The organism is Dyella sp. (assembly GCF_035503745.1).
In the GTDB taxonomy this organism is placed as follows: Bacteria; Pseudomonadota; Gammaproteobacteria; order Xanthomonadales; family Rhodanobacteraceae; genus Dyella_B.
Window position 1 is genome coordinate 1 of sequence record NZ_DATJTC010000025.1, and the last position, 19120, is coordinate 19120.

General features: G+C 65.7%; 16 protein-coding genes. 13 read left to right on the forward strand and 3 right to left on the reverse strand.

Translation table 11 applies throughout. The features are described from left to right. A partial coding sequence (locus tag VME63_RS09345) for a hypothetical protein (RefSeq protein ID WP_325432910.1) occupies window positions 1-85 on the reverse strand: 85 nt, incomplete at its 3' end. Window positions 86-481: 396 nt separating this feature from the next. Between VME63_RS09345 and pilG the strand changes: the two genes are divergently transcribed. The 7 genes from pilG to VME63_RS09380 all read left to right on the forward strand — a co-directional run bounded on the left by pilG (window position 482) and on the right by VME63_RS09380 (window position 12315). After that, the gene (gene pilG, locus VME63_RS09350) at window positions 482-838 is read left to right on the forward strand and encodes a twitching motility response regulator PilG (protein WP_115477719.1); all 357 of its coding nucleotides are present in this window, start codon (window positions 482-484) and stop codon (window positions 836-838) included. A 32-nt stretch (window positions 839-870) separates the two neighbouring features. Next, window positions 871-1242, forward strand: a complete 372-nt coding sequence (locus tag VME63_RS09355; protein ID WP_115477449.1) for a response regulator — start codon at window positions 871-873, stop codon at window positions 1240-1242. Window positions 1243-1249: 7 nt separating this feature from the next. After that, a complete protein-coding gene (locus tag VME63_RS09360) occupies window positions 1250-1795 on the forward strand; it encodes a chemotaxis protein CheW (protein WP_325432577.1) in 546 nt (181 codons plus the stop codon). A gap of 92 nt (window positions 1796-1887) precedes the next feature. Then, complete coding sequence (locus VME63_RS09365; RefSeq protein ID WP_325432579.1) at window positions 1888-3921, forward strand: methyl-accepting chemotaxis protein; 2034 nt, start codon at window positions 1888-1890, stop codon at window positions 3919-3921. A gap of 78 nt (window positions 3922-3999) precedes the next feature. After that, on the forward strand, window positions 4000-10050 hold the full coding sequence (locus tag VME63_RS09370) for an Hpt domain-containing protein (protein WP_325432581.1): 6051 nt from the start codon (window positions 4000-4002) through the stop codon (window positions 10048-10050). Further along, a complete protein-coding gene (locus tag VME63_RS09375) occupies window positions 10043-11845 on the forward strand; it encodes a chemotaxis protein CheB (RefSeq protein ID WP_325432583.1) in 1803 nt (600 codons plus the stop codon). The genes VME63_RS09370 and VME63_RS09375 overlap by 8 nt, the downstream gene beginning before the upstream one ends. Further along, window positions 11842-12315: a chemotaxis protein CheW gene (locus VME63_RS09380; protein WP_325432584.1), complete on the forward strand. Its 474-nt coding sequence runs from the start codon at window positions 11842-11844 to the stop codon at window positions 12313-12315. Before VME63_RS09375 ends, VME63_RS09380 begins: the two co-directional genes overlap by 4 nt. Before the next feature lie 80 nt (window positions 12316-12395). On the opposite strand, the gene VME63_RS09385 is transcribed toward VME63_RS09380, so the two are convergent. Continuing rightward, the gene (locus VME63_RS09385; protein ID WP_325432586.1) at window positions 12396-13130 is read right to left on the reverse strand and encodes a 16S rRNA (uracil(1498)-N(3))-methyltransferase; all 735 of its coding nucleotides are present in this window, start codon (window positions 13128-13130) and stop codon (window positions 12396-12398) included. A 342-nt stretch (window positions 13131-13472) separates the two neighbouring features. Between VME63_RS09385 and VME63_RS09390 the strand changes: the two genes are divergently transcribed. Next, complete coding sequence (locus VME63_RS09390) at window positions 13473-13808, forward strand: hypothetical protein (RefSeq protein WP_325432587.1); 336 nt, start codon at window positions 13473-13475, stop codon at window positions 13806-13808. 4 nt (window positions 13809-13812) lie between these two features. Here VME63_RS09390 and VME63_RS09395 read toward each other — a convergent pair whose 3' ends face one another. Further along, window positions 13813-15177 (reverse strand): adenosylmethionine--8-amino-7-oxononanoate transaminase, encoded by a 1365-nt coding sequence (locus VME63_RS09395; RefSeq protein WP_325432588.1) that lies wholly within the window; start codon window positions 15175-15177, stop codon window positions 13813-13815. A 67-nt stretch (window positions 15178-15244) separates the two neighbouring features. Between VME63_RS09395 and gspN the strand changes: the two genes are divergently transcribed. From gspN to mazG, 5 genes are read left to right on the forward strand one after another with little or no spacing between them, the layout of a single operon-like run. Continuing rightward, the gene (gspN, locus tag VME63_RS09400) at window positions 15245-16027 is read left to right on the forward strand and encodes a type II secretion system protein N (RefSeq protein WP_325432589.1); all 783 of its coding nucleotides are present in this window, start codon (window positions 15245-15247) and stop codon (window positions 16025-16027) included. Then, window positions 16024-16803: an inositol monophosphatase family protein gene (locus VME63_RS09405; RefSeq protein ID WP_325432591.1), complete on the forward strand. Its 780-nt coding sequence runs from the start codon at window positions 16024-16026 to the stop codon at window positions 16801-16803. The genes gspN and VME63_RS09405 overlap by 4 nt, the downstream gene beginning before the upstream one ends. Window positions 16804-16862: 59 nt before the next feature. Next, entirely contained in the window at window positions 16863-17420 is a 558-nt protein-coding gene (gene nudE, locus VME63_RS09410; protein WP_325432594.1) for an ADP compounds hydrolase NudE, read from the forward strand. Beyond that, window positions 17417-18238 carry a 3'(2'),5'-bisphosphate nucleotidase CysQ gene (cysQ, locus tag VME63_RS09415; RefSeq protein ID WP_325432596.1) on the forward strand — a complete coding sequence of 274 codons (822 nt, stop codon included), beginning with the start codon at window positions 17417-17419 and terminating at the stop codon, window positions 18236-18238. The genes nudE and cysQ overlap by 4 nt, the downstream gene beginning before the upstream one ends. Next, window positions 18235-19047: a nucleoside triphosphate pyrophosphohydrolase gene (gene mazG, locus VME63_RS09420; RefSeq protein WP_325432598.1), complete on the forward strand. Its 813-nt coding sequence runs from the start codon at window positions 18235-18237 to the stop codon at window positions 19045-19047. The genes cysQ and mazG overlap by 4 nt, the downstream gene beginning before the upstream one ends. The last annotated feature ends 73 nt before the right edge of the window (window positions 19048-19120 follow it).

The window sequence follows — 19120 nt, forward strand, 5'->3', positions numbered from 1 at the left end:
CTTCCAGCAGCAGGGCGAAGGTGGTGTCCTTGGCGATCTTGATGCTGCCGATGGGATCCATCAGCACGGCGACCGAGCGGGGCATGGCGGTTCCGTTGGCGAGTGGGGCGTGCATGTTCGCCGAGGTGGTCGGAGGCCACAAGGGTCCGCAGGCGCAATTGGGCAGCGCAGGGACACTGGTTTGTCAGAAGGTGCCGCGGTGGGTCTTCTTTCACATTTGTGTTCGCGGTTTTGGTGATAAGCCCCCCCGCCACAACGTTTTTTCCTTGACGGAAGACCGCTCAGGCAGTAAACAGCAACGACGGAGTGCCCGACGTAGATCGGACACCGAAGAGAAAGGTTGAGCAGGAATTTTTCATCCGCGTCCGGTGCGTGGCCCATTTGCTGCTTATCGGATGACGTACCTGAGCCTGGGGCAGGCAGCAGGGGGGGTTAAGTGAACTTGAATGTAGCTACGAACGGCCTGGCTGGTCTGAAGGTCATGGTGATCGATGACTCCAAGACCATCCGCCGCACGGCGGAAACCTTGCTTAAGAAGGAAGGCTGCGACGTGCTCACCGCCGTCGATGGCTTCGAGGCGCTGGCCAAGATTTCCGACCAGAAACCGTCGATCATCTTCGTGGACATCATGATGCCGCGGCTGGACGGTTATCAGACCTGCGCGCTGATCAAGAACAACCCGCAATTCCGAGCCACGCCGGTGATCATGCTGAGCTCGAAGGACGGTCTGTTCGACAAAGCGCGCGGCCGCATCGTCGGCGCCGAGCAATATCTCACCAAGCCGTTCACGCGCGATGAACTGCTCGGTGCCATTCATCGCCATGTCAGCACGGTTTAAAACCAGTGACTGCAGCATCTAAAGGGGGCGCTGTGGCCAATATTTTGATCATCGACGATTCGCCGACCGACGTGCGCGTGTTCACCACGCTGCTCGAGCGCGCCGGCCATCGCGTCGATGCCGTAAACAACGCCGAAGATGGCATCGAGCGGGTGCGCGCCACCCAGCCCGACCTTGTCATCATGGACGTCATCATGCCGGGCATGAACGGGTTCCAGGCCACGCGTACGCTTACGCGCGACCCGGCCACCGCGAACGTGCCGATCGTGATCATCACCACCAAGTCGATGGAAACCGACCGGGTGTGGGGCATGCGCCAGGGTGCCAAGGCGTTCATCACCAAACCGGTGAACGAGAAGGAGCTGCTGGCATGCATCGACGAGCTTTTGCCCAACGCGGCGTGAGGTGAGCATGACAGCGACAGCCGCCCAGACCCCGTTCGAGATCCTCGCCCGCTACGAGCGGCTTTCCCTCGCGCATGCGTCGGGAACGCAGGAGCGCCTTGAGGCGCCGGGCTTGTGGCGCGGCATCGGCTACCGCGCAGGCGCCCGCCTGTTCGTAAGCGGTATCGAAGAGATCAACGAACTGCTGGCGGTGCCGGCGCTGACGCCCGTGCCTGGCACCAAGCCATGGCTGCTGGGCGTGGCCAACGTGCGCGGCAACCTGATGCCGGTCATCGACATGGCGCGCTTTCTGTTCAGCGAGCGCACCCAGCACACCGAGCGCACACGCCTGCTGGTAGTGCGCCAGGGCGGCGGCAACGTCGCCTTGCTGGTGGACGAAGTGTTCGGCCAGCGCACAGTGGACATGGAACAGCGCCGCGAGGCCCAGGCCGAGGACGATCCGCGCCTGACCCGCTTCGTGGACGATCGCGTGGATGTGGACGGACAGCACCTGGCGCTGTTCAGCATGGGCAAGTTGGTGCGTGCGCCTGATTTCCGTCAGGCGGCGGCCTAAACAAGTACGTGTCGGACCGGCGACGGGAGTGGTCGGGTTCGGCGACAAAGCGACGGTTGATAACCGGGTAGTACACGGGTGAGGTGAATAGAATGAGCACGACAGGGGGCAACCGCGCGGAGCGAGCGTTTACCGCGCCACTGGTCTTGCTGATAGTGTTTATCGTCTTCGCAGGTGTGGATTTCTTCCTCCTGATCTCGAAGAGCGGTGAAGACCAGCAGGCGATTGCGTTGACGACGCAGATCCAGGTGCTATCGCAACAGACCGCCAAATACGCGCTGGAAGCGTCCGGCGGCAACCCCGACTCGTTCGCCGAGCTCGAGAACGCGCGCGACACGATCGATTCGGCGGTGAACCGCCTGGTCAACGGCGACGCCAAGACGGGCATGAAACCCTACGCGGACAAGAACCTCACCGCCACCGGCCGCTCCGTGGCCAAGCTGGCCGATGCGTGGAAATCGCTGGACGGGGATATCGGCAAGATTCTTTCCAACAAGCAGGTCGTGCTCGATTCGACCCAGCATGCCGATGACCTGTCCAAGCAGCTGCCGCTGCTCAACTCCAACATGGAGCAGGTGGTCAACATCCTGCAGCAGCGCAAGGGCACCAGCGCGGACGAAATGCTCGGCGCTTCCCGCCAGATGCTGCTGGCCGACCGCGTGACGCGCCGCGTGCAGGAGGTGCTGCAGGGCGGCGAATCCGAACAGGCTTCCGCCGACGGCCTCTCGCGCGACTCGCAGAACTACGGCGAAGTGCTCAAGGGCCTGTTGCAAGGCAACCAGGGCATGGGCGTGCAGCAGCTGGGCGACGCCAATGCGCGCAAGATCCTTTCGCAGATGCAGGGCGACTGGGACAAGCTGAGCGATCCGATCGCCAAGCTCGTCGCGGCGGCCAGCAACATTGCCGAAGTGAAAAGCGCCGGCAACCAGGCTTCGCTCGATTCGTCCAACGTGCTGCTGCGCGCCAACGACCTGGCCGACCAGATCCGCCTGATGCCGCAGCGCCGCCTGTTCCCCAATGTGTGGTGGGGCGTGCTGGCCGCCATCGGCGCGGTGTTGTTCGCGGTGGTGCTGATCGTGAGCATCTTCTACGAACAGCGTCGCCGCGTGCGTGAAAGTACCGAACTCAACCAGCGCAACCAGGAGGCGATCATGCGCCTGCTGGACGAAATGGGTTCGCTCGCCGAAGGCGACCTGACGGTGAAGACCACGGTGTCCGAGGACATCACCGGCGCGATCGCCGACTCGGTGAACTACGCTATCGACGAGTTGCGCACCCTGGTGACGACGATCAACGAAACCTCCGAGCAGGTGTCGTCCTCCGCACAGGAAACGCAGACCACCGCACGCCATCTGGCCGATGCCGCGCAAAACCAGGCGCATCGCATCAGCACGGCAACCACCGCCATCAACCAGATCGCCAGTTCCATGGACACGGTGTCCAAGAACTCCGCCGAATCGGCCGACGTGGCCGAGCGCTCGGTGCAGATCGCCTCGCACGGTGCCGAAGTGGTGCGCGAGACGATTTCCGGCATGGACTCCATTCGCGACCAGATCCAGGAAACCTCCAAGCGTATCAAGCGCCTGGGCGAATCCTCCCAGGAAATCGGCTCGATCGTGGAACTGATCAACGACATTGCCGAGCAGACCAACATCCTGGCCTTGAACGCCGCCATCCAGGCCGCATCGGCCGGCGAGGCGGGCCGCGGTTTCGCGGTGGTGGCCGACGAAGTGCAGCGCCTGGCCGAACGCTCGGCCAGCGCCACGAAGCGAATCGAAACGCTGGTGCAGACGATTCAGTCCGACACCAACGAAGCGGTGAACTCGATGGAACAGACCACCGCCGAAGTGGTGGCCGGTGCACGCAAGGCCGAGGACGCCGGCAGCGCACTGGGCGACATCGAACGCGTGTCGCACGACCTGTCGGCACTGATTCAAAACATCTCCACCGCCGCGCGCCAGCAATCCATCGCTGCGACGGATATTTCCCAATCCATGAACGCGATCCAGGAAATCACTTCGCAGACGTCGCAGGGCGCAAGCCAGACGGCGGAATCGATCGGTTACCTGGCACAGTTGGCAAGCGATCTGCGCCGTTCGGTGGCGCACTTCAAGCTGCCGGGTTGACATCGGGCCATAACAAGAGGGCAACCTCGACGGTTGCGTGATGCGAAAAAAAGCAATCGCAGCCGCTGAGGGGGGCGCATGAGACTTCAAGACCACATCGATTTCACAACCCTGCAGTGGGTCAAGCCGGAGCTTGACGAGACCCTTGCGCTTGCCCGTCAGGCGCTGGAGTCTTACGTCGACAACCCTGGTGAGCGCGACGTCATGCGCTCGTGCGCGGACAGCCTGCACCAGGTGCAGGGCACCTTGCGCATGGTCGAGCTCTACGGCGCCGCGATGGTGGCCGAGGAGATGGAAACACTCTCCATCTCGCTGCTCGAAGACCACGTGCGCAATCGCGAGGACGCCTACGCCGCGCTGATGCGCGGCCTGATGCAGTTGCCCGACTATCTGGAGCGCCTTTCCGGAGGCCACCGCGACGTACCGGTGGTGCTGCTGCCGCTGCTCAACGAACTAAGGGCCAGCCGCGATCAGGAACCTTTAAGCGAATCGGCGCTGTTTACGCCCAATCTCGATGCGCCGCTGCCGCCGCAGGCACCGGCCGCCGCCAATGCGGCCGATGCGCAGCGCCACAAAGGCGAGATCGCCGAACTGCGCCTGCGCTTCCAGCAGCAGATGCTGGCCTGGTTCCGCGGCCAAGGTGCCGGCGACCAGCTGCCTGCCATGCGCAAGACCCTCAGCGCGATCGCCGCACGCTGCGTAACTATCCCGGGCCGCCGCCTGTGGTGGATTGCTGCGGGTGTGCTGGAAGGCCTTGAGCACGGCATGCTGAAAGGCCATGCGGGCGAAGTGCGCCAGCTGATCGGCCGGGTCGACCGCAGTATCCGCCAGCTGATCGAGCAGGGCGAAGAAAGCCTGCAGGGCGGCGACGCCGACGATCTGGCGCGCAAACTGCTCTACATCGTCGCGCAGTCCAAGCAGCGCAGCCCGCAGATGCTGCAGCTGGCGCAGACCTACAACCTCGATGGCCTGGTGCCTGACGCGGGCGAGCTGGAGCACGCGCGCGGTTCGATGAGCGGCCACAACCGCGCCTTGCTCGATTCGGTGGCGCGCGCGCTGAAAGACGACCTGTTGCGCGTGAAGGAAGCGCTCGATCTGTTCTTGCGCCAGGCCGACGCCGATCCGGCGCAGCTTAGCGCGCAGGCCGAGGTGCTCGAGCGCGTCGGCGATACGCTGGGCATGCTGGCGCTCAACGTGCCGCGTCGCGTGATCAACGAACAGCGCCGCGTGCTGGAGGAAATCTCCAACCGCATGCGCAGTCCCGACGAAGAGTCGCTGCTCGACGTCGCCGGTGCGCTGCTCTACGTCGAAGCTTCGCTCGACGACCACATTGAAAGCCTGGGCGCAGAAAGCGAAGCCACCCCGGAACAACCCTCCTCGATGCTGCCGCGCAGCGAGGCGCGGCACATTCTGGCCACGCTGATGAACGAGGCGGTGGCCAACACGGGCAGGGTCAAGAACGGCATCGTCGCTTTCGTCGAGTCGGGCTGGCAGCACGATCAGCTCGATGCGCTGCCGGCGCTGATGGACGAGGTGGCCGGCGCGATGCGCATGCTCTCCTCGCCGCGCCCGGCGCAGATCGCCGAAGGCGTGGGTCGCTTCATCGGCAACGAGCTGTGCGTGGATCAGCGCGTGCCAAGCAGCGCGCAGATGGACCAGCTTGCCGACGCACTGGCCGCGCTGGAGTACTACCTGGAAGCCGCGCGCGAACATCGCGGCGGCCTGGAGCATATTCTCGACGTGGCCGAGCATAGTCTTGGCGGATTGGGCTATTGGCCGCCGCCGGCGGCCAGGGCGCTGCCCGAGCACGAGCCCGAGGCGCCACGCGATGCGCGCCACGAAGCGCCGGTACCGGTGCTCAACGAGCCGGTCAGCCTGGCGCACGGCGACGACGCAAGCGGGCTGTTCATCGGCAGCAGCGAAACGCCGGCGCCGCTGGCGCACGATCTCACCGGCCTGCATCTGGTCGAAACCGAACCCGCCACGGCGTTGTCCGGCGGCGACGAAGGCGACTGGGTCGAAATCGAAGAAGAAATCGAAGAGCGCGTGTCGGCGGCCGACCCGCTGGCGGCCAGTGCCGGCTTCCAGGTCAGCACCGAAGGCATCGACGACGACATCCGCGAAATCTTCCTGGAAGAAATGCAGGAGGAGATCGACAACCTGCGCCAGGCCCAACAGGCGTGGCTGGCCGATCCGGCGCAGCTTACCGAGCTCACCCCGATCCGCCGCTCGTTCCACACCTTGAAGGGCTCCGGCCGCTTGGTCGGCGCCGCCGTGCTGGGCGAATTCTCCTGGCGTGTGGAAAACATGCTCAACCGCGTGCTGGACGGCACCATCCAGCCGCACGAAGGCGTGCAGGCCCTGGTGGGCCACGCCATCGAGGCACTGCCGCAGTTGCTGGCGATGCTCAAGGATGGCCAGCTGCCCACGGCGCCGCTGAGCGCGATCATGCACGCCGCCGACCAGCTTGCCGCCGGCGAGCAGGCCACGGTGGAGCAGTTCGCGACCACCGGCAGCACGGAGACGGTGCGCCGTACCGTGCGTCGTCGCGTGCCGCGCATCGATGCGGCCATCGGCTCGATTCCGGTCGCCACCCACACCGATCATTCCGTCGCCGCCGCGCAACCGGCGGAAGAGCCGCTGGAGCTGTCGTTCGCCGACAGCTTCCACGAGCCGGTGTTGCCGCCGGTAGACCCCGTACTGCTGGAAATCCTGCGCAGCGAAGTGGCGCAGTACCTGCAGACCATCCGCAACGCCGCGAACTTCGCCGACGGCGAATTGCCGGTGGAAGATGGCCTGCTGCGCGCCGTGCATACCTTGCACGGTGCGATCGCGATGGTCGATATTCCGCTGCTGATCCATCTGCTCTCGCCGCTGGAAAGCCTGCTCAAACGCTTGCGCGCGGCGGGCCAGCCGCTGTCCGTGGAAGGCGTGCGCCTGCTGCGCCAAAGCGCGGACGTGGTGGACGAGGTGATGGCCCAGTTCGACACGCCGCATCCGCAATTGCCCGATGCGTCGACGCTGATCGCGCGCCTGTGCGAATTGCGCGATCACCAGCCCGAGCCGCAGATGGCGCACGTGGTGTTCGAGCGGCGCGAGGTGGAACCCGAACACGTCGAGCACACGCCGCCGTCCGAACACCTCACGTTCGAGCAGCTTCAGCACGACGCCGTTGAAGATGGCGCCGACGTCGGCTCTATCGACCAGGCAGCGTCGCACGAAGAACCCGACACCGACGATTTTACCGCCGGACTGCTGGCCGAACTTGCCGGACACGACGCGGGCGGCGCACAGGATGCGCATGAAGCGCATCAGGCGCACGAGTCCAGCCGCGAGGAACAGGAATTTGCCGAGTTGCTGGCCAGCCTGGAAGCGCTGGAGCCGGAGCATTTCTCCGCCGCCACGCAGGAGGAGCCCGCATCGGCGGAGCATCACGTCTCCTTCGTTGCCGCCAACGAGCCCATCGAAGAGCCGGCCGCATTGCCGCTGGAAGAACTGACGCAGGAGCTGGCGCACGAACAGGTCCAAGAGCCGGCCGTCAGTGAGGCGCCAACCGAAGACAGCTTGATCGAAGAAACGCCGATTGAAGCATCTTCGATCGAAGATGCCTCCATGGAAGAGGCGGCGATCGAAGAAACCTCAGCCCAGGCAACGCTCGAGCCGGTGGCGCACGCGCCGCACGAAGAGCCTGTCGCGGCCGAGCCCGTGCAGGAGTTCGCCGAAACCGCGCCGATCGGCGAGCTGATGAGCTTTGGCCACATCGATCCGGACTTGCTGGAAATCTTCAGCGAAGAGGCGCGCGAGATTCTGGACGACGCCGACGGTCTGCTGGCCAGATGGCACGCCGAGCCGACCGAAGTCGAACACATGTCGGGTCTGCTGCGTGCCCTGCATACGCTCAAGGGCGGCGCGCGCATCGCCGGCCTGACGCCGGTGGGCGATTTGAGCCACGCCATCGAAACCTTGCTGGAGCGCTCGCAGGGCATCGATCCGCAACGCACCGGTCCGCTGATCGGCATGCTCGAAGTGGCGTTCGACCAGATGCACGGCCTGGTGCAGCGCGTATCGCAGGGCAAGGCCATCGCCTATCCACGCGCATTGATCGACCGCCTGCTGGGTGGCTCGGACCAGGAGCACGCCGCGGCTGCCCAAGCCGAACAGTCCGTCTACGCCGCACCTGCATCCGTGGCGGCGCAACCGAGCTCGGCGGTGGAACTGCCGTCGCTGCTGCCGGCTGAAGAGGCGTTGCCGGAAGAAGTCGCGCGCACCTCGCAGGAACAGATTCGCGTACGCGCGGATCTGCTCGACAACCTGGTCAATAACGCGGGCGAAGTGGCGATCTACCGTTCGCGCCTGGAGCAGCAGGTTTCGGCCTACCGCTTCAACCTGGTCGAACTGGAACAGACCGTGTCGCGTCTGCGCGGCCAGCTGCGCATGCTCGAAATCGAAACCGAAGCGCAGATCATCGCGCGCTTCCAGCGCGAGCACCGCGAAGCGGGCATCGGCGTGTTCGATCCGCTCGAACTGGACCGTTTCTCCCAGTTGCAGCAATACTCGCGCGCGCTGGCCGAATCGGTATCGGACTTGGTCTCCATCCAGAGCATGCTGGACGAACTGACCCGCCAGGCCGAAACGCTGCTCATCCAGCAGTCGCGCGTAAGTTCGGAACTGCAGGAGGGCCTGCTGCGCACGCGCATGCTGCCGTTCGACACGATGGTGCCGAACCTGCGCCGCACGCTGCGCCAGGCCGCTCAGGAAGAAGGCAAGAGCGCCCAGCTATACGTGGAAGGCGCGCACGGCGAAATGGACCGCAACCTGCTCGACCGCATCAAGGCGCCGTTCGAGCACATGCTGCGCAACGCCGTGGCGCACGGCATCGAAGCGCCGGACGACCGTCGCAAGGCCAACAAGCCCCAAGAAGGCTCCGTGCGCATTCGCGTGGCGCGCGAGGCGACCGAGGTGGTCGTGCGCGTGAGCGACGATGGTCGCGGCCTGGACCGCGAGGCGATCCGCAACCGCGCCATCGAACGCGGCCTGGTGCGCTCGGAAACGCGCCTGAGCGACGACCAGTTGCTTGCGTTGATCACCCAGACCGGCTTCTCCACCGCCAGCACCGTCACCCAGCTCGCCGGCCGCGGCGTGGGCATGGACGTGGTGGCCAACGAGATCAAGCAGCTGGGCGGTTCGCTGGCGATCGAGTCGCATCAGGGGCAGGGCACCACCTTTGTGCTGCGGCTGCCGTTCACCCTCGCGGTGACGCAGGCGATCCTGGTGCGCATCGGCGAATCCACCTTCGCCATTCCGATGACGTCGGTGCAGGGTGTCGCACGCATCACGCCGGACGAACTGGCGCGCCGGATGGCCGACGAAAACCCGCTGTTCGAATACAACGGCGAGGACTTTGGCATCCACGACCTGGCCGAACTGCTCGGCTTGAATGCCGGCCACGTGGGCGATGAAGAACAGCTGCCGTTGCTGCTGACCCGTTCGGGCGACCTGCGCGCGGCCATTCGCATCGACGCGGTGATCGGCTCGCGCGAAATCGTGGTGAAGTCGGTCGGTCCGCAAGTGAGTTCGGTGCCGGGCATTCTCGGCGCGACCATCATGGGCGACGGCTCGGTGCTGGTGATTCTTGACCTGGCTCCGCTGGTCCGCCATGGCCTCAGCCGCCGCGAACAGCGCCTGGCCGAAGGCCTGCAGCATGCGACCACCGCGCCGGTCATCGAGGACGTGCGCACCAAGCCGCTGGTGATGGTGGTGGACGATTCGATCACCATGCGCAAGGTCACCGGCCGCGTGCTCGAACGCCACGAATACGAAGTGGAAACCGCCAAGGACGGTCTGGACGCGCTGGAGAAATTGCACGAACGCGTCCCCGACCTGATGCTGCTGGATATCGAAATGCCGCGCATGGACGGCTTCGAGCTGGCCACGCAGATGAAGGCCGACGCGCGCTTCCGCCACGTGCCGATCATCATGATCACGTCCCGTACCGGCGAAAAACATCGCCAGCGCGCGTTCGACATCGGCGTGGAACGCTACCTCGGCAAGCCCTACCAGGAAGCGGAATTGTTGACGCAGATCAGCGAAGTCCTCGAGCAGCATGCGGGGGAGCCGGTGAATGAGTGACAAGCGCGTTGCGTTGTTTTTCGACGACGCGGAGTTGGGAGGTCACCTTCGCACCGTGCTGGCCGAGCACGGCGCGAAGATCGCGCACGAAGGCCCGCTGAGCAGCTTCGACGAACAACAGCTTCGCCAGGCGGGTGTAGACGTACTGGTGGTCAATCTTGACGACGCCGTGGACGACGCCACGCTCGACCGCATCTACGGGCTGATCGATGCAGGCAACATGCCGGTCGTGTTCAACGATGCACAGGCCAGCAAGAGTCTGGACGGCTGGGACCGCGCGCGCTGGGCGCGCCACCTGGTGACGAAGGTGCTCGACTATGACGTCATCGATCCGCCGCGCCCGGATAACGCGCGGCAGTTCGATGCGCCCGTCGCCGTACCGGTGGAAGCGGAACCGGTGGCGGCGCAGGCGCCGAGCGAGGTGTCCACCGACGCACCGGCCTTGGAGCCGTTCGATTCGCAGGTTGCCGATCCGGCCGATGAGGTGGCGCTGGTGCACGACCCAGCCAGCCCCGATACCGAAACCCTGGCGGCCGAATTGGAAGCGTTGCTGGCCTCCGGCGATGCCGAGGATCCGCCGCAAGACGATTTCGGTTCCGGCCTGAAATACAGCGAACACGATCCGCTGCCCGCCTTGCACGATGGCGACTTTGGCGTGCACGAGGAGGCTGTGCATGTCCATGTGCCCGCCGAAGTGGCGTCATCGGCGCCCTTGCTGGACGAGGATGACGGCATCGTCTTGAAATACGGCGAGCACGACGCGCTGCCTGAGCTTCACGATGGCGACTTCGGCTCCCACGATGCGGCCATCCATGCCGAAGCCTCCTTCGAACTGGAATCGCCCGCGCCGCAACCGATCAAGATCGATGCACCGGCATTCCATGCCGATATCGACCATCTGACGCTGGCCGCGCTGGATGACGAAGACTTCACCCCGCCGGCGATTGAAAAAGCCACGCTTGCGCAGCAGACGCCCACACCCGCCGCGCCGGAATGGGGATTTGTCGAAGACAGCGAACTGAGCCCGCCCATCGCATCGCAAGACACGCCAGCCAAGCGCTTTGGCGTGGAGAAAGTGAGCGCGGCGGACTATCTGGCGCCGGAGGCCGAGCCGGTGGACGAATCCATCGAGCCGAGCATGTCGCTTGAGTTGGTGTCGATCGAAGAAGCGATCGCCCCCAGGCAAGAGTATGAGCCGCAGGAAACCCGCCTGGAGGAGCTCGATGCCGCGTTCGCGCGCTTGCTTGTGCTGGGTGCGGCACGCGACAGCCAAGCCTCGCTTGCGGCGTTCCTGGCAGGCTTGCCGGGCAATCTGCGTTTGCCGATTCTGCTGATCCAGCACCAGAACAGCACGTCGGCGGACCAGCTGGCGCAGACGTTGGCCAAAGAGAGCCCGCTGCCGGTAAAAGTCGCCGCCGCGGGCATGCGCGCGAAAATGGGCGAAGTGGTGCTGGTGCCGCGTGGCCAGAACGTGCGCATCCTGCGCGACGGTCGCGTGGAGCTTTCCGCGGCGAACGACGAAGCCAGCGAGCAGACTCCTTCCATCGATAGCAGTTTCACCATGGCCGCCAATGTGTTCGGGCGCGATACGGTGGCGATCGTCTTTTCAGGCCAAGCCACCGATGCGGTGGCCGGTGCCCAGGCGATTCACGATCGCGGTGGACAAGTGTGGGTCGAATCGTCCATCAACGATCACTATGCAGACATGGTGCATGGCGTGCTGGCCGAAAGGCTGGCCAGTTTTTCCGGTTCGCCGCAGGAGCTTGCGGTGCGGCTGGTCGAGGACTTCCGATGAGCGAACAGCCACTACCCCGCGAAATCCGTTGCGTGCTTGTGCCGGTGGGCGATCTGCGCCTGCTGCTGCCCAACGCCACCGTCGCCGAAGTCATCACCCTGACTACGCCCGAGCCCGTGGCCGGCGCTCCGGACTGGTTGCTCGGCCGCATCGCATGGCGCGGCTGGCGCGTGCCGCTGGTGTCGTTCACCAAGCTGGCCGGTGCGCCGGAGGGCGATAGCGAATTGTCCATGCGCGTCGCCGTGCTCAAGGCGTTTGGCGAAAACGCCGAGCTGCCGTTCGTCGCCGTGCTCACCCAGGGCTTTCCGCGCCTGACCACGCTCAATGCGGAGCTGATCATCCCCACGCACGATGGCAAGCCGTTGCCGCGCGGGGTGAAGGCGCAGGTACTGGTGCGCGACGATGTGGCGATGATTCCGGATCTGGAAGGCATCGAGAGCGACGTCACCCAGTTGCTGCAGGCGAGCTGATCGCGCGCGGACATCCTCAGCTTGGGCCTGGGCCCGACTGGCGGCGAAGCAAAGACGATCACGGCCAAGATGCGGCGGGCTCAAAAATCCCCATGCAGCGTCTGCAAGGCCGCCAGCGCCGCCAGCCCCGCCGTTTCCGTGCGCAGGATGCGCGGCCCCAGCCGCAGGCCTTGAAAGCCGGCTTCGCGCAACGCGCCCACGTCGCGTTCGCCCAGGCCACCTTCCGGGCCAACCACCAGCACGCCGCGCGGTGAGCCAAAGCGCACCTCGCGCGTGCGCAGGCTACCCTCCGGCAGTAGCGCCAGGCGTTGCGTGTCGTCATCGGCAAGCCCCGCCAGCCATGCCGGCAGTGCCTGCGCCTGCGTCACTTCCGGCACGCGCACGCGTCCGCTCTGCTCGCAGGCGCTGGCCGCCACCGCGCGCCAGTGTTGCAGGCGTTTCTCCGCGCGCGCGGCGTCGAGCTTCACCTCCGAGCGCTCGGTAAACAGCGGGACGATGCGTGCCACGCCCAGTTCCGTAGCCTTTTGCACAATCAGATCCATCTTCTCGCCGCGCGCCACGCCTTGGGCCAGCGTGAGGTGCAGCGGCGATTCGTTGGCGACCGCTTCACGGTTGTCGATGCGCACCAGCACCTCGCGCTTGCCGACCGCCACGAGCGTTGCGCCATAGTCGTGGCCGTCGCCATTGAACATGGTCAGCGTGTCGCCCGCGTTCATGCGCAGCACGCGCGCCACATGCTCGGCCGCTTGCGGCGGCAGCGACACTTCGGTGGATACGGACAAGGGTTGGTCAAGGTGGATGCGAGTGGTGCGCATACGGGTCATGCCTAGGGCCTGTTTACACTCTTGGCATGGCGCGCGCCAGGAGCCGTTTGCTCGCCAGCCAAGGAAGAGCGAGGGAGTGTACGTCCGTACACGACTGAGCGATGACCCCGGATGGCGGCCACTCCAACGCGACGCGGGCCACGCCAAGAATGTAAGCAGGCCCTGACAAACACGCCATGGAGGATACAACCTGCCTGCGCGGGTTGTTCATTCAGGTGAATGCAGGGCACGGCCAACGCAAAGACGTCTTGCGGCCGCCTTCGCGCGGGATCAGCATGGGAAGGGTCCACAGCATGCTCGCCATCCCCGCTTGGCGAGCAGGAGGTTGCTCCCATGACCAGGTTCGTCCCACTCGCCGTTCTGCTGAGCGCCGGTATCGCCGCGACGACCGGTGCCGCTGCGCAAAGCAGCCACTCCAGCGCCAGCCCGGCGGCAGCCGCTCCCGCTCCCGCCACCCGCGCGCAGGCCCGGCCGTCGCCGATCAAGCCCGGCGACCACAACTGCATCCTCGACACCGGCAGCGCGATTGCGCCCAGGCCGGGTCATTGCCTGCCCGTGATCGGGCGCAGCTACAGCAAGGACGATATCGACAACACCGGCGAGCGTACGCTGGGGCCGGCGCTGGAGAGGCTGGACCCGAGCATCACCGTTCACGGAGCCGGCTACTGAGGCATCAGGGCTTGACGGCGCATGCGATGCCTTCGAGGGCGACATCCACGAGCCGGTCGATGTCGCTTTCGCTTACCACGTAAGGCGGCATGAAGTAGACAATGTTGCCAAGCGGGCGCAGCAACGCGCCGTGCTGCAGCCCATGCAGGAACACACGCAGGCCGCGCCGCTCGTCCGCGGGGAAGGGGCGGCGCGAGGCTTTGTCCGCGACCAGTTCCACCGCGGCGATCATGCCTGACTGGCGCACATCGGCCACGTGCGCATGATCGCGCAGGGGCGCAAGGCGCGCGGCAAGGTGCGCCGACAACGTGCGATTGCGCTCCAGCACCGGTTCGTCGCGGAAGATCGCCAGCGTTTCCAGTGCGGCGCGGCAAGCCAGCGGATTGCCGGTGTAGCTGTGCGAGTGCAAAAAGGCTTTGCCGGCACTGTATTGGGCATAAAACGCGTCATAGACGTGCTGTGTCGTCAGCACCACCGACAGCGGCAGCGTGCCGCCGGTGAGTCCCTTGGACAGGCACATGAAATCGGGTGAGACCTGCGCCTGTTCGCAGGCGAACATCGTGCCGGTGCGGCCGAAGCCCACCGCGATTTCATCGGCGATGAAATGCACGTTGTAGCGGTCGCAGAGCTTGCGCAGGCCGGCGAGATAACTGGGGTGATACATGCGCATGCCGCCCGCGCATTGCACCAGCGGCTCGACGATCACCGCGCACGTTTCGTGCGCATGCCTTTCCAGCAGCAGGCGCATGGCTTCCAATCGGCGTATAGCCGTCTGCTCGGCCGACTCGCCAGGTTCGCCTTCGTACGCATCGGGCGATGGCGCAAGAATCGGCGTGAGCAATAGCGGCGCATAGGTTTTGCGGTACAGCGCCACATCGCTCACCGACAGCGCTCCCAGCGTTTCGCCGTGGTAGCTGCCGGTCAGGGCGATGAAGCGCGTCTTTTCGCCGTGCCCTTGGTTCAACCAGTAGTGGAAGCTCATTTTCAGCGCCACTTCGACGGCGGCCGAACCGTTGTCGGCAAAGAACACTTTGTCCAGCCCCGCCGGCGTGATCTGGACCAATTGCTCCGCCAACGCGATGGCCGGCGGGTGCGTGAAGCCGGCGAAGATGACGTGTTCGAGCGTTTTTGCCTGGTCCGCGAGCGCCGACGCGATGCGCGGATTGGCGTGGCCGAACAGGTTGGTCCACCACGAGCTAATGCCATCCAGATAGCGGCGCCCGTCGGCATCGATCAGCCAGGGGCCTTCGCCGCGCACGATGGGTACCATCGGAACGCGTTCGTGATCGTGCATCTGGGTGCAGGGATGCCAGATGTGCTGCAGGTCGCGCCGGGCGAGGGCGGCGTTGGCTTCGGTGAGGTCGGTCATCGGGCTATGATCGGGGCAGTGGCGGTGCCGCTCAAGCGTCACCGTGACCCGGCGCGGAAAAGAGTGGATGAAACAACTGCGTAGCGTACTGGCCGGCCTGGCCGTGCTCGTTCTGGCGGTGGCTGTGCTGGTGTGGTTCATGCCGGCACGGCTGGCATTGTGGCTGTTGCAATCGCGCCTGCAGGGCGTGCGGCTGAGCGATGTCAGCGGCCTGCTGTGGCAGGGGCGTGCCGGCCGGGTGTCCGTCCCCGGCCGCGCGCAGTTGGGCAGCGTGGCCTGGACGCTTTCGCGGCGCGCGCTGTGGGGTGACATCCAGCTCGGCCTTGACCTGCGCCAGCCCCAGTTCCAACTGCAAGGACGGATGCAGCGCCTGTCGTCCCATCTGGACGAGTGGCGCGACGTCACCGTTCACATCGATACCGCCTTGCTCGGCGTGCAGCCATGGCTGCACGGACAACCGGCGGGCACGTTGGTGCTGCACATTGCACAGGCACAGCTGCAAGGCTATTGGCCGCTGCAGGTGGATGCGGCCGGGACATGGTCGCAGGCGGCGTTGCGCACGGCAAAGGGGGCGATCGCGTTGGGCAACATGTCCATTCATATCAGCGGAAGGGATGGCGTGTTGCGGGCAAGCCTGGACGACGATGGAGGCGGTCCCTTACGGACGGCTGGACGGCTATCCTTCAGTCCGCTCGGCTGGGACGTGCAGGTGAATCTGAAGCCGCGCCGCGACAATCGGGCACTCTTGCACTGGTTGCAGACGTTGGCGCCGCCCGGTCCGGACGGAGGCGTGCAACTGCGCTATCGTGGCGGCCTTAACGCCTTCAATGAGACGACGGGAAATCCATGAACGAGCAGCAATGGGATGCGGCGCTGAGAGCGGCGCGCGAAGCGGCGGAGGCCGCCGCCGAGGTCATCGGCCATTACTGGCGCCGTGGCGTGGAAGTGGAGATCAAGTCCGACGCCACGCCCGTCACCGTCGCCGACCGCGAAGCGGAACAGGCGATTCGCGCCGTGCTGGCCCCCGCGTTGCCGGGGGCGGCGATCTATGGCGAGGAGTTCGGGCTCGATGGCGATCGCGACGGCTTGCTGTGGCTGGTCGATCCGCTCGACGGCACCAAGAGCTTCGTGCGACGCACGCCCTTTTTTTCCACCCAGATCGCATTGATGCACCGGGGCGAGCTGGTGTTGGGCGTTTCCAGCGCGCCTGTGTACGGCGAAACGATGTGGGCGAGCGCGGGCGGCGGCTGCTGGTTCAACGGCGAACGCGTGCACGTGGCGCCGACCCACGACATAGCGCAGACGTCGATCTCCATCGGCAACGTCAAGACGCTTACCGGCGATGCGCGCTGGCAGGCGCTGGGGGCACTGATTCGCGACAGCAACCGCATCCGCGGCTACGGCGATTTCTGCCACTACCATCTGCTGGCGCGCGGCGGCCTGGATCTGGTGATCGAGTCGGACGTGAACATCCTGGACGTCGCGGCGCTGGCGGTGATCGTGCGCGAGGCCGGCGGCGTCTTCACCGATCTGGAGGGCGGCGCGCTCACGCTAGGCACGCGCAGCGTACTGGCGGGTACCCCGGCCATCCACGCGCAGGCGCTGCGACGGTTTTCCCTTGTCTGAGCCGTTGCCCGGGCCGTTGCCCGGGCCGGGAGTGGGCAAAAAGCCATTACAATGCTCCGATGCCACGCTATCCCATCATCCATGCCACCCGCCAATCCAACACCAGCAGCTTCCTGCACGTGGAGCAGTTGGACCTGGAATTTTCCAACGGCGAACGCCGCACCTACGAGCGCTTGAAGGGCAGCGGCCTGGGCGCGGTGATCATCGTGCCGATACTCCAGGACGACACCGTGCTGCTGGTGCGCGAATACGGCGCTGGCGTGGATCGCTATGAACTGGGCCTGCCCAAGGGGCGCCTGGATCGCGACGAAACGGTAGAGCAGGGCGCCGACCGCGAATTGAAGGAAGAAGTGGGCTACGGCGCGCGCAAACTTAAGATTCTGCACAACCTGTCGCTGTCGCCCTCGTACATGACGCACATGGCGCACGTGGTGCTGGCGCAGGATCTTTACCCCGAACGCCTGGAGGGCGACGAGCCCGAACCGCTGGAAGTGGTGCCCTGGAAGCTCGCCGACCTGCATACGCTGGTGGCGCGCGGGGATGTCACCGAAGGCCGCTCCATCGCCGCGTTGTTCCTGGCGCGCGAATACCTGGCTGGACGGCTTCAGCTATCGTGAGCGACCTTTTCGATCATCCGCTGTCGTTGGAAATCGCCGCGCTGGCGCGCCGTGCCGGCGAAGCGATCATGGACGTCTATCGCCAAGACTTCGATGTCGAAGTGAAGGACGATCACTCGCCGCTCACCGCCGCCGATCTTGCCGCACAGACGGTGATCGCCGCCGGCCTGGCGCAGCTCGATCCGATGCTGCCGCTGGTGTCGGAAGAGGCCAGCCAGCTGCCGTGGGAAACGCGCCGCGGCTGGTCGCGCTACTGGCTGGTCGATCCGCTCGACGGTACGCGCGAATTCGTCAAGCGCAACGGCGAATTCACCGTCAACATCGCCATGATCGACAACGGCGAACCGGTGATGGGCGTGGTGCTGGCGCCGGTGACCGGCGATCTGTTCGCTGCCGTGCGCGGACACGGCGCGTGGTGGCAGCCGCAGGCCGATGACGCCTGGGAGCGCATCTATGCGCGTCAGTTGGCCCATCCGCCCGTGGCGGCCGGCAGCCGTTCGCACGGCGGCATGGCCGAAGCGGTCATGCGCCGCCTGCTGGGCGAGGACTACCAGTTGCAGCCGCTGGGCTCCTCGCTCAAGTTCTGCCTTATCGCGCGGGGCGCGGCCGATGCCTACCTGCGGCGCGGGCCGACCAGCGAGTGGGACACCGCCGCGGCGCAATGCGTATTGGAAGAAGCCGGCGGCGCCGTGCTCGATCTGCAAGGGCGGCCGCTGCGCTACAACCGCGGCGAATCGCTGCTCAATCCCGAATTCCTGGCGGTAGGCGACACCGGTATCGACTGGACCGCGCGCATGCGCGATGCCGGCCTGCCATGAGCGAAGCCACTCGCTACAACCTGCAGGACCTGCTGGCGATCATGGCGCGCCTGCGCGATCCCGAGCGCGGCTGTCCGTGGGATGTGAAGCAGGATTTCAGCACCATCGCGCCCTACACGGTCGAAGAGGCCTACGAAGTGGCCGATGCCATCGACCGCCGCGACTGGCACGACCTGCGCGACGAATTGGGCGATCTGCTGTTGCAGGTGGTGTTCCACGCGCAGATGGCCAGCGAACAGGGGCTGTTCGATTTCGACGACGTTGCGCATGCGATCAGCGACAAAATGCGCCGCCGCCATCCACACGTGTTCGGCGACGTCGCCTATGCGGACCTGGACGAGCAAAAGCGCGCATGGGACGCGATCAAGGCCAGCGAGCGCGCGGCCAAGGGCGAAGCGCGCGACGACAGCGCGTTGGCCGGCATCTCGTACGGCCAGCCCGAATGGCAGCGCGCGCTGAGGCTGCAGCAGCGCGCCGCCACGGTCGGCTTTGACTGGCCTGACCACCGGCCGGTGGTCGGCAAGTTGCACGAGGAGCTGGCCGAAGTGCAGGCCGAGTTCGAGGCCGGCGCGGATCCGGCCCGGCTGGAGGACGAGATCGGCGACGTGCTGTTCGTGGCGGTGAACCTGGCCCGGCACGCCAAGGTCGATTTCGCCCGCGCCATGAAACACGCCAATGCGAAATTCGAGCGCCGGTTCCGCCGGATGGAAGCGCTGGCCGGCGAGCGCGGCCAGCCCCTCTCGGCGTCGGACCTGGCTGCGCAGGAAGCCCTCTGGCAAGAGGTCAAGGCCCAAGAGCGGGGCTCCTGACCGCCCGCTCCGGCACAAACCGGCAGGGGCGGCGCATGGGCGGTTTGGGCGATCATCGGCGCCGGGCTGGGGA

Bases quoted from the DNA above. Each gene is read 5' to 3' on its own strand.
- pilG (WP_115477719.1), top strand. From the start codon at position 482: ATGGTGATCGATGACTCCAAGACCATCCGCCGCACGGCGGAAACCTTG.
- VME63_RS09360 (WP_325432577.1), top strand. From the start codon at position 1,250: ATGACAGCGACAGCCGCCCAGACCCCGTTCGAGATCCTCGCCCGCTAC.
- VME63_RS09365 (WP_325432579.1), top strand. From the start codon at position 1,888: ATGAGCACGACAGGGGGCAACCGCGCGGAGCGAGCGTTTACCGCGCCA.
- VME63_RS09370 (WP_325432581.1), top strand. From the start codon at position 4,000: ATGAGACTTCAAGACCACATCGATTTCACAACCCTGCAGTGGGTCAAG.
- VME63_RS09375 (WP_325432583.1), top strand. From the start codon at position 10,043: ATGAGTGACAAGCGCGTTGCGTTGTTTTTCGACGACGCGGAGTTGGGA.
- VME63_RS09380 (WP_325432584.1), top strand. From the start codon at position 11,842: ATGAGCGAACAGCCACTACCCCGCGAAATCCGTTGCGTGCTTGTGCCG.
- VME63_RS09385 (WP_325432586.1), bottom strand. From the start codon at position 13,130: ATGCGCACCACTCGCATCCACCTTGACCAACCCTTGTCCGTATCCACC.
- VME63_RS09390 (WP_325432587.1), top strand. From the start codon at position 13,473: ATGACCAGGTTCGTCCCACTCGCCGTTCTGCTGAGCGCCGGTATCGCC.
- VME63_RS09395 (WP_325432588.1), bottom strand. From the start codon at position 15,177: ATGACCGACCTCACCGAAGCCAACGCCGCCCTCGCCCGGCGCGACCTG.
- gspN (WP_325432589.1), top strand. From the start codon at position 15,245: ATGAAACAACTGCGTAGCGTACTGGCCGGCCTGGCCGTGCTCGTTCTG.
- VME63_RS09405 (WP_325432591.1), top strand. From the start codon at position 16,024: ATGAACGAGCAGCAATGGGATGCGGCGCTGAGAGCGGCGCGCGAAGCG.
- nudE (WP_325432594.1), top strand. From the start codon at position 16,863: ATGCCACGCTATCCCATCATCCATGCCACCCGCCAATCCAACACCAGC.
- mazG (WP_325432598.1), top strand. From the start codon at position 18,235: ATGAGCGAAGCCACTCGCTACAACCTGCAGGACCTGCTGGCGATCATG.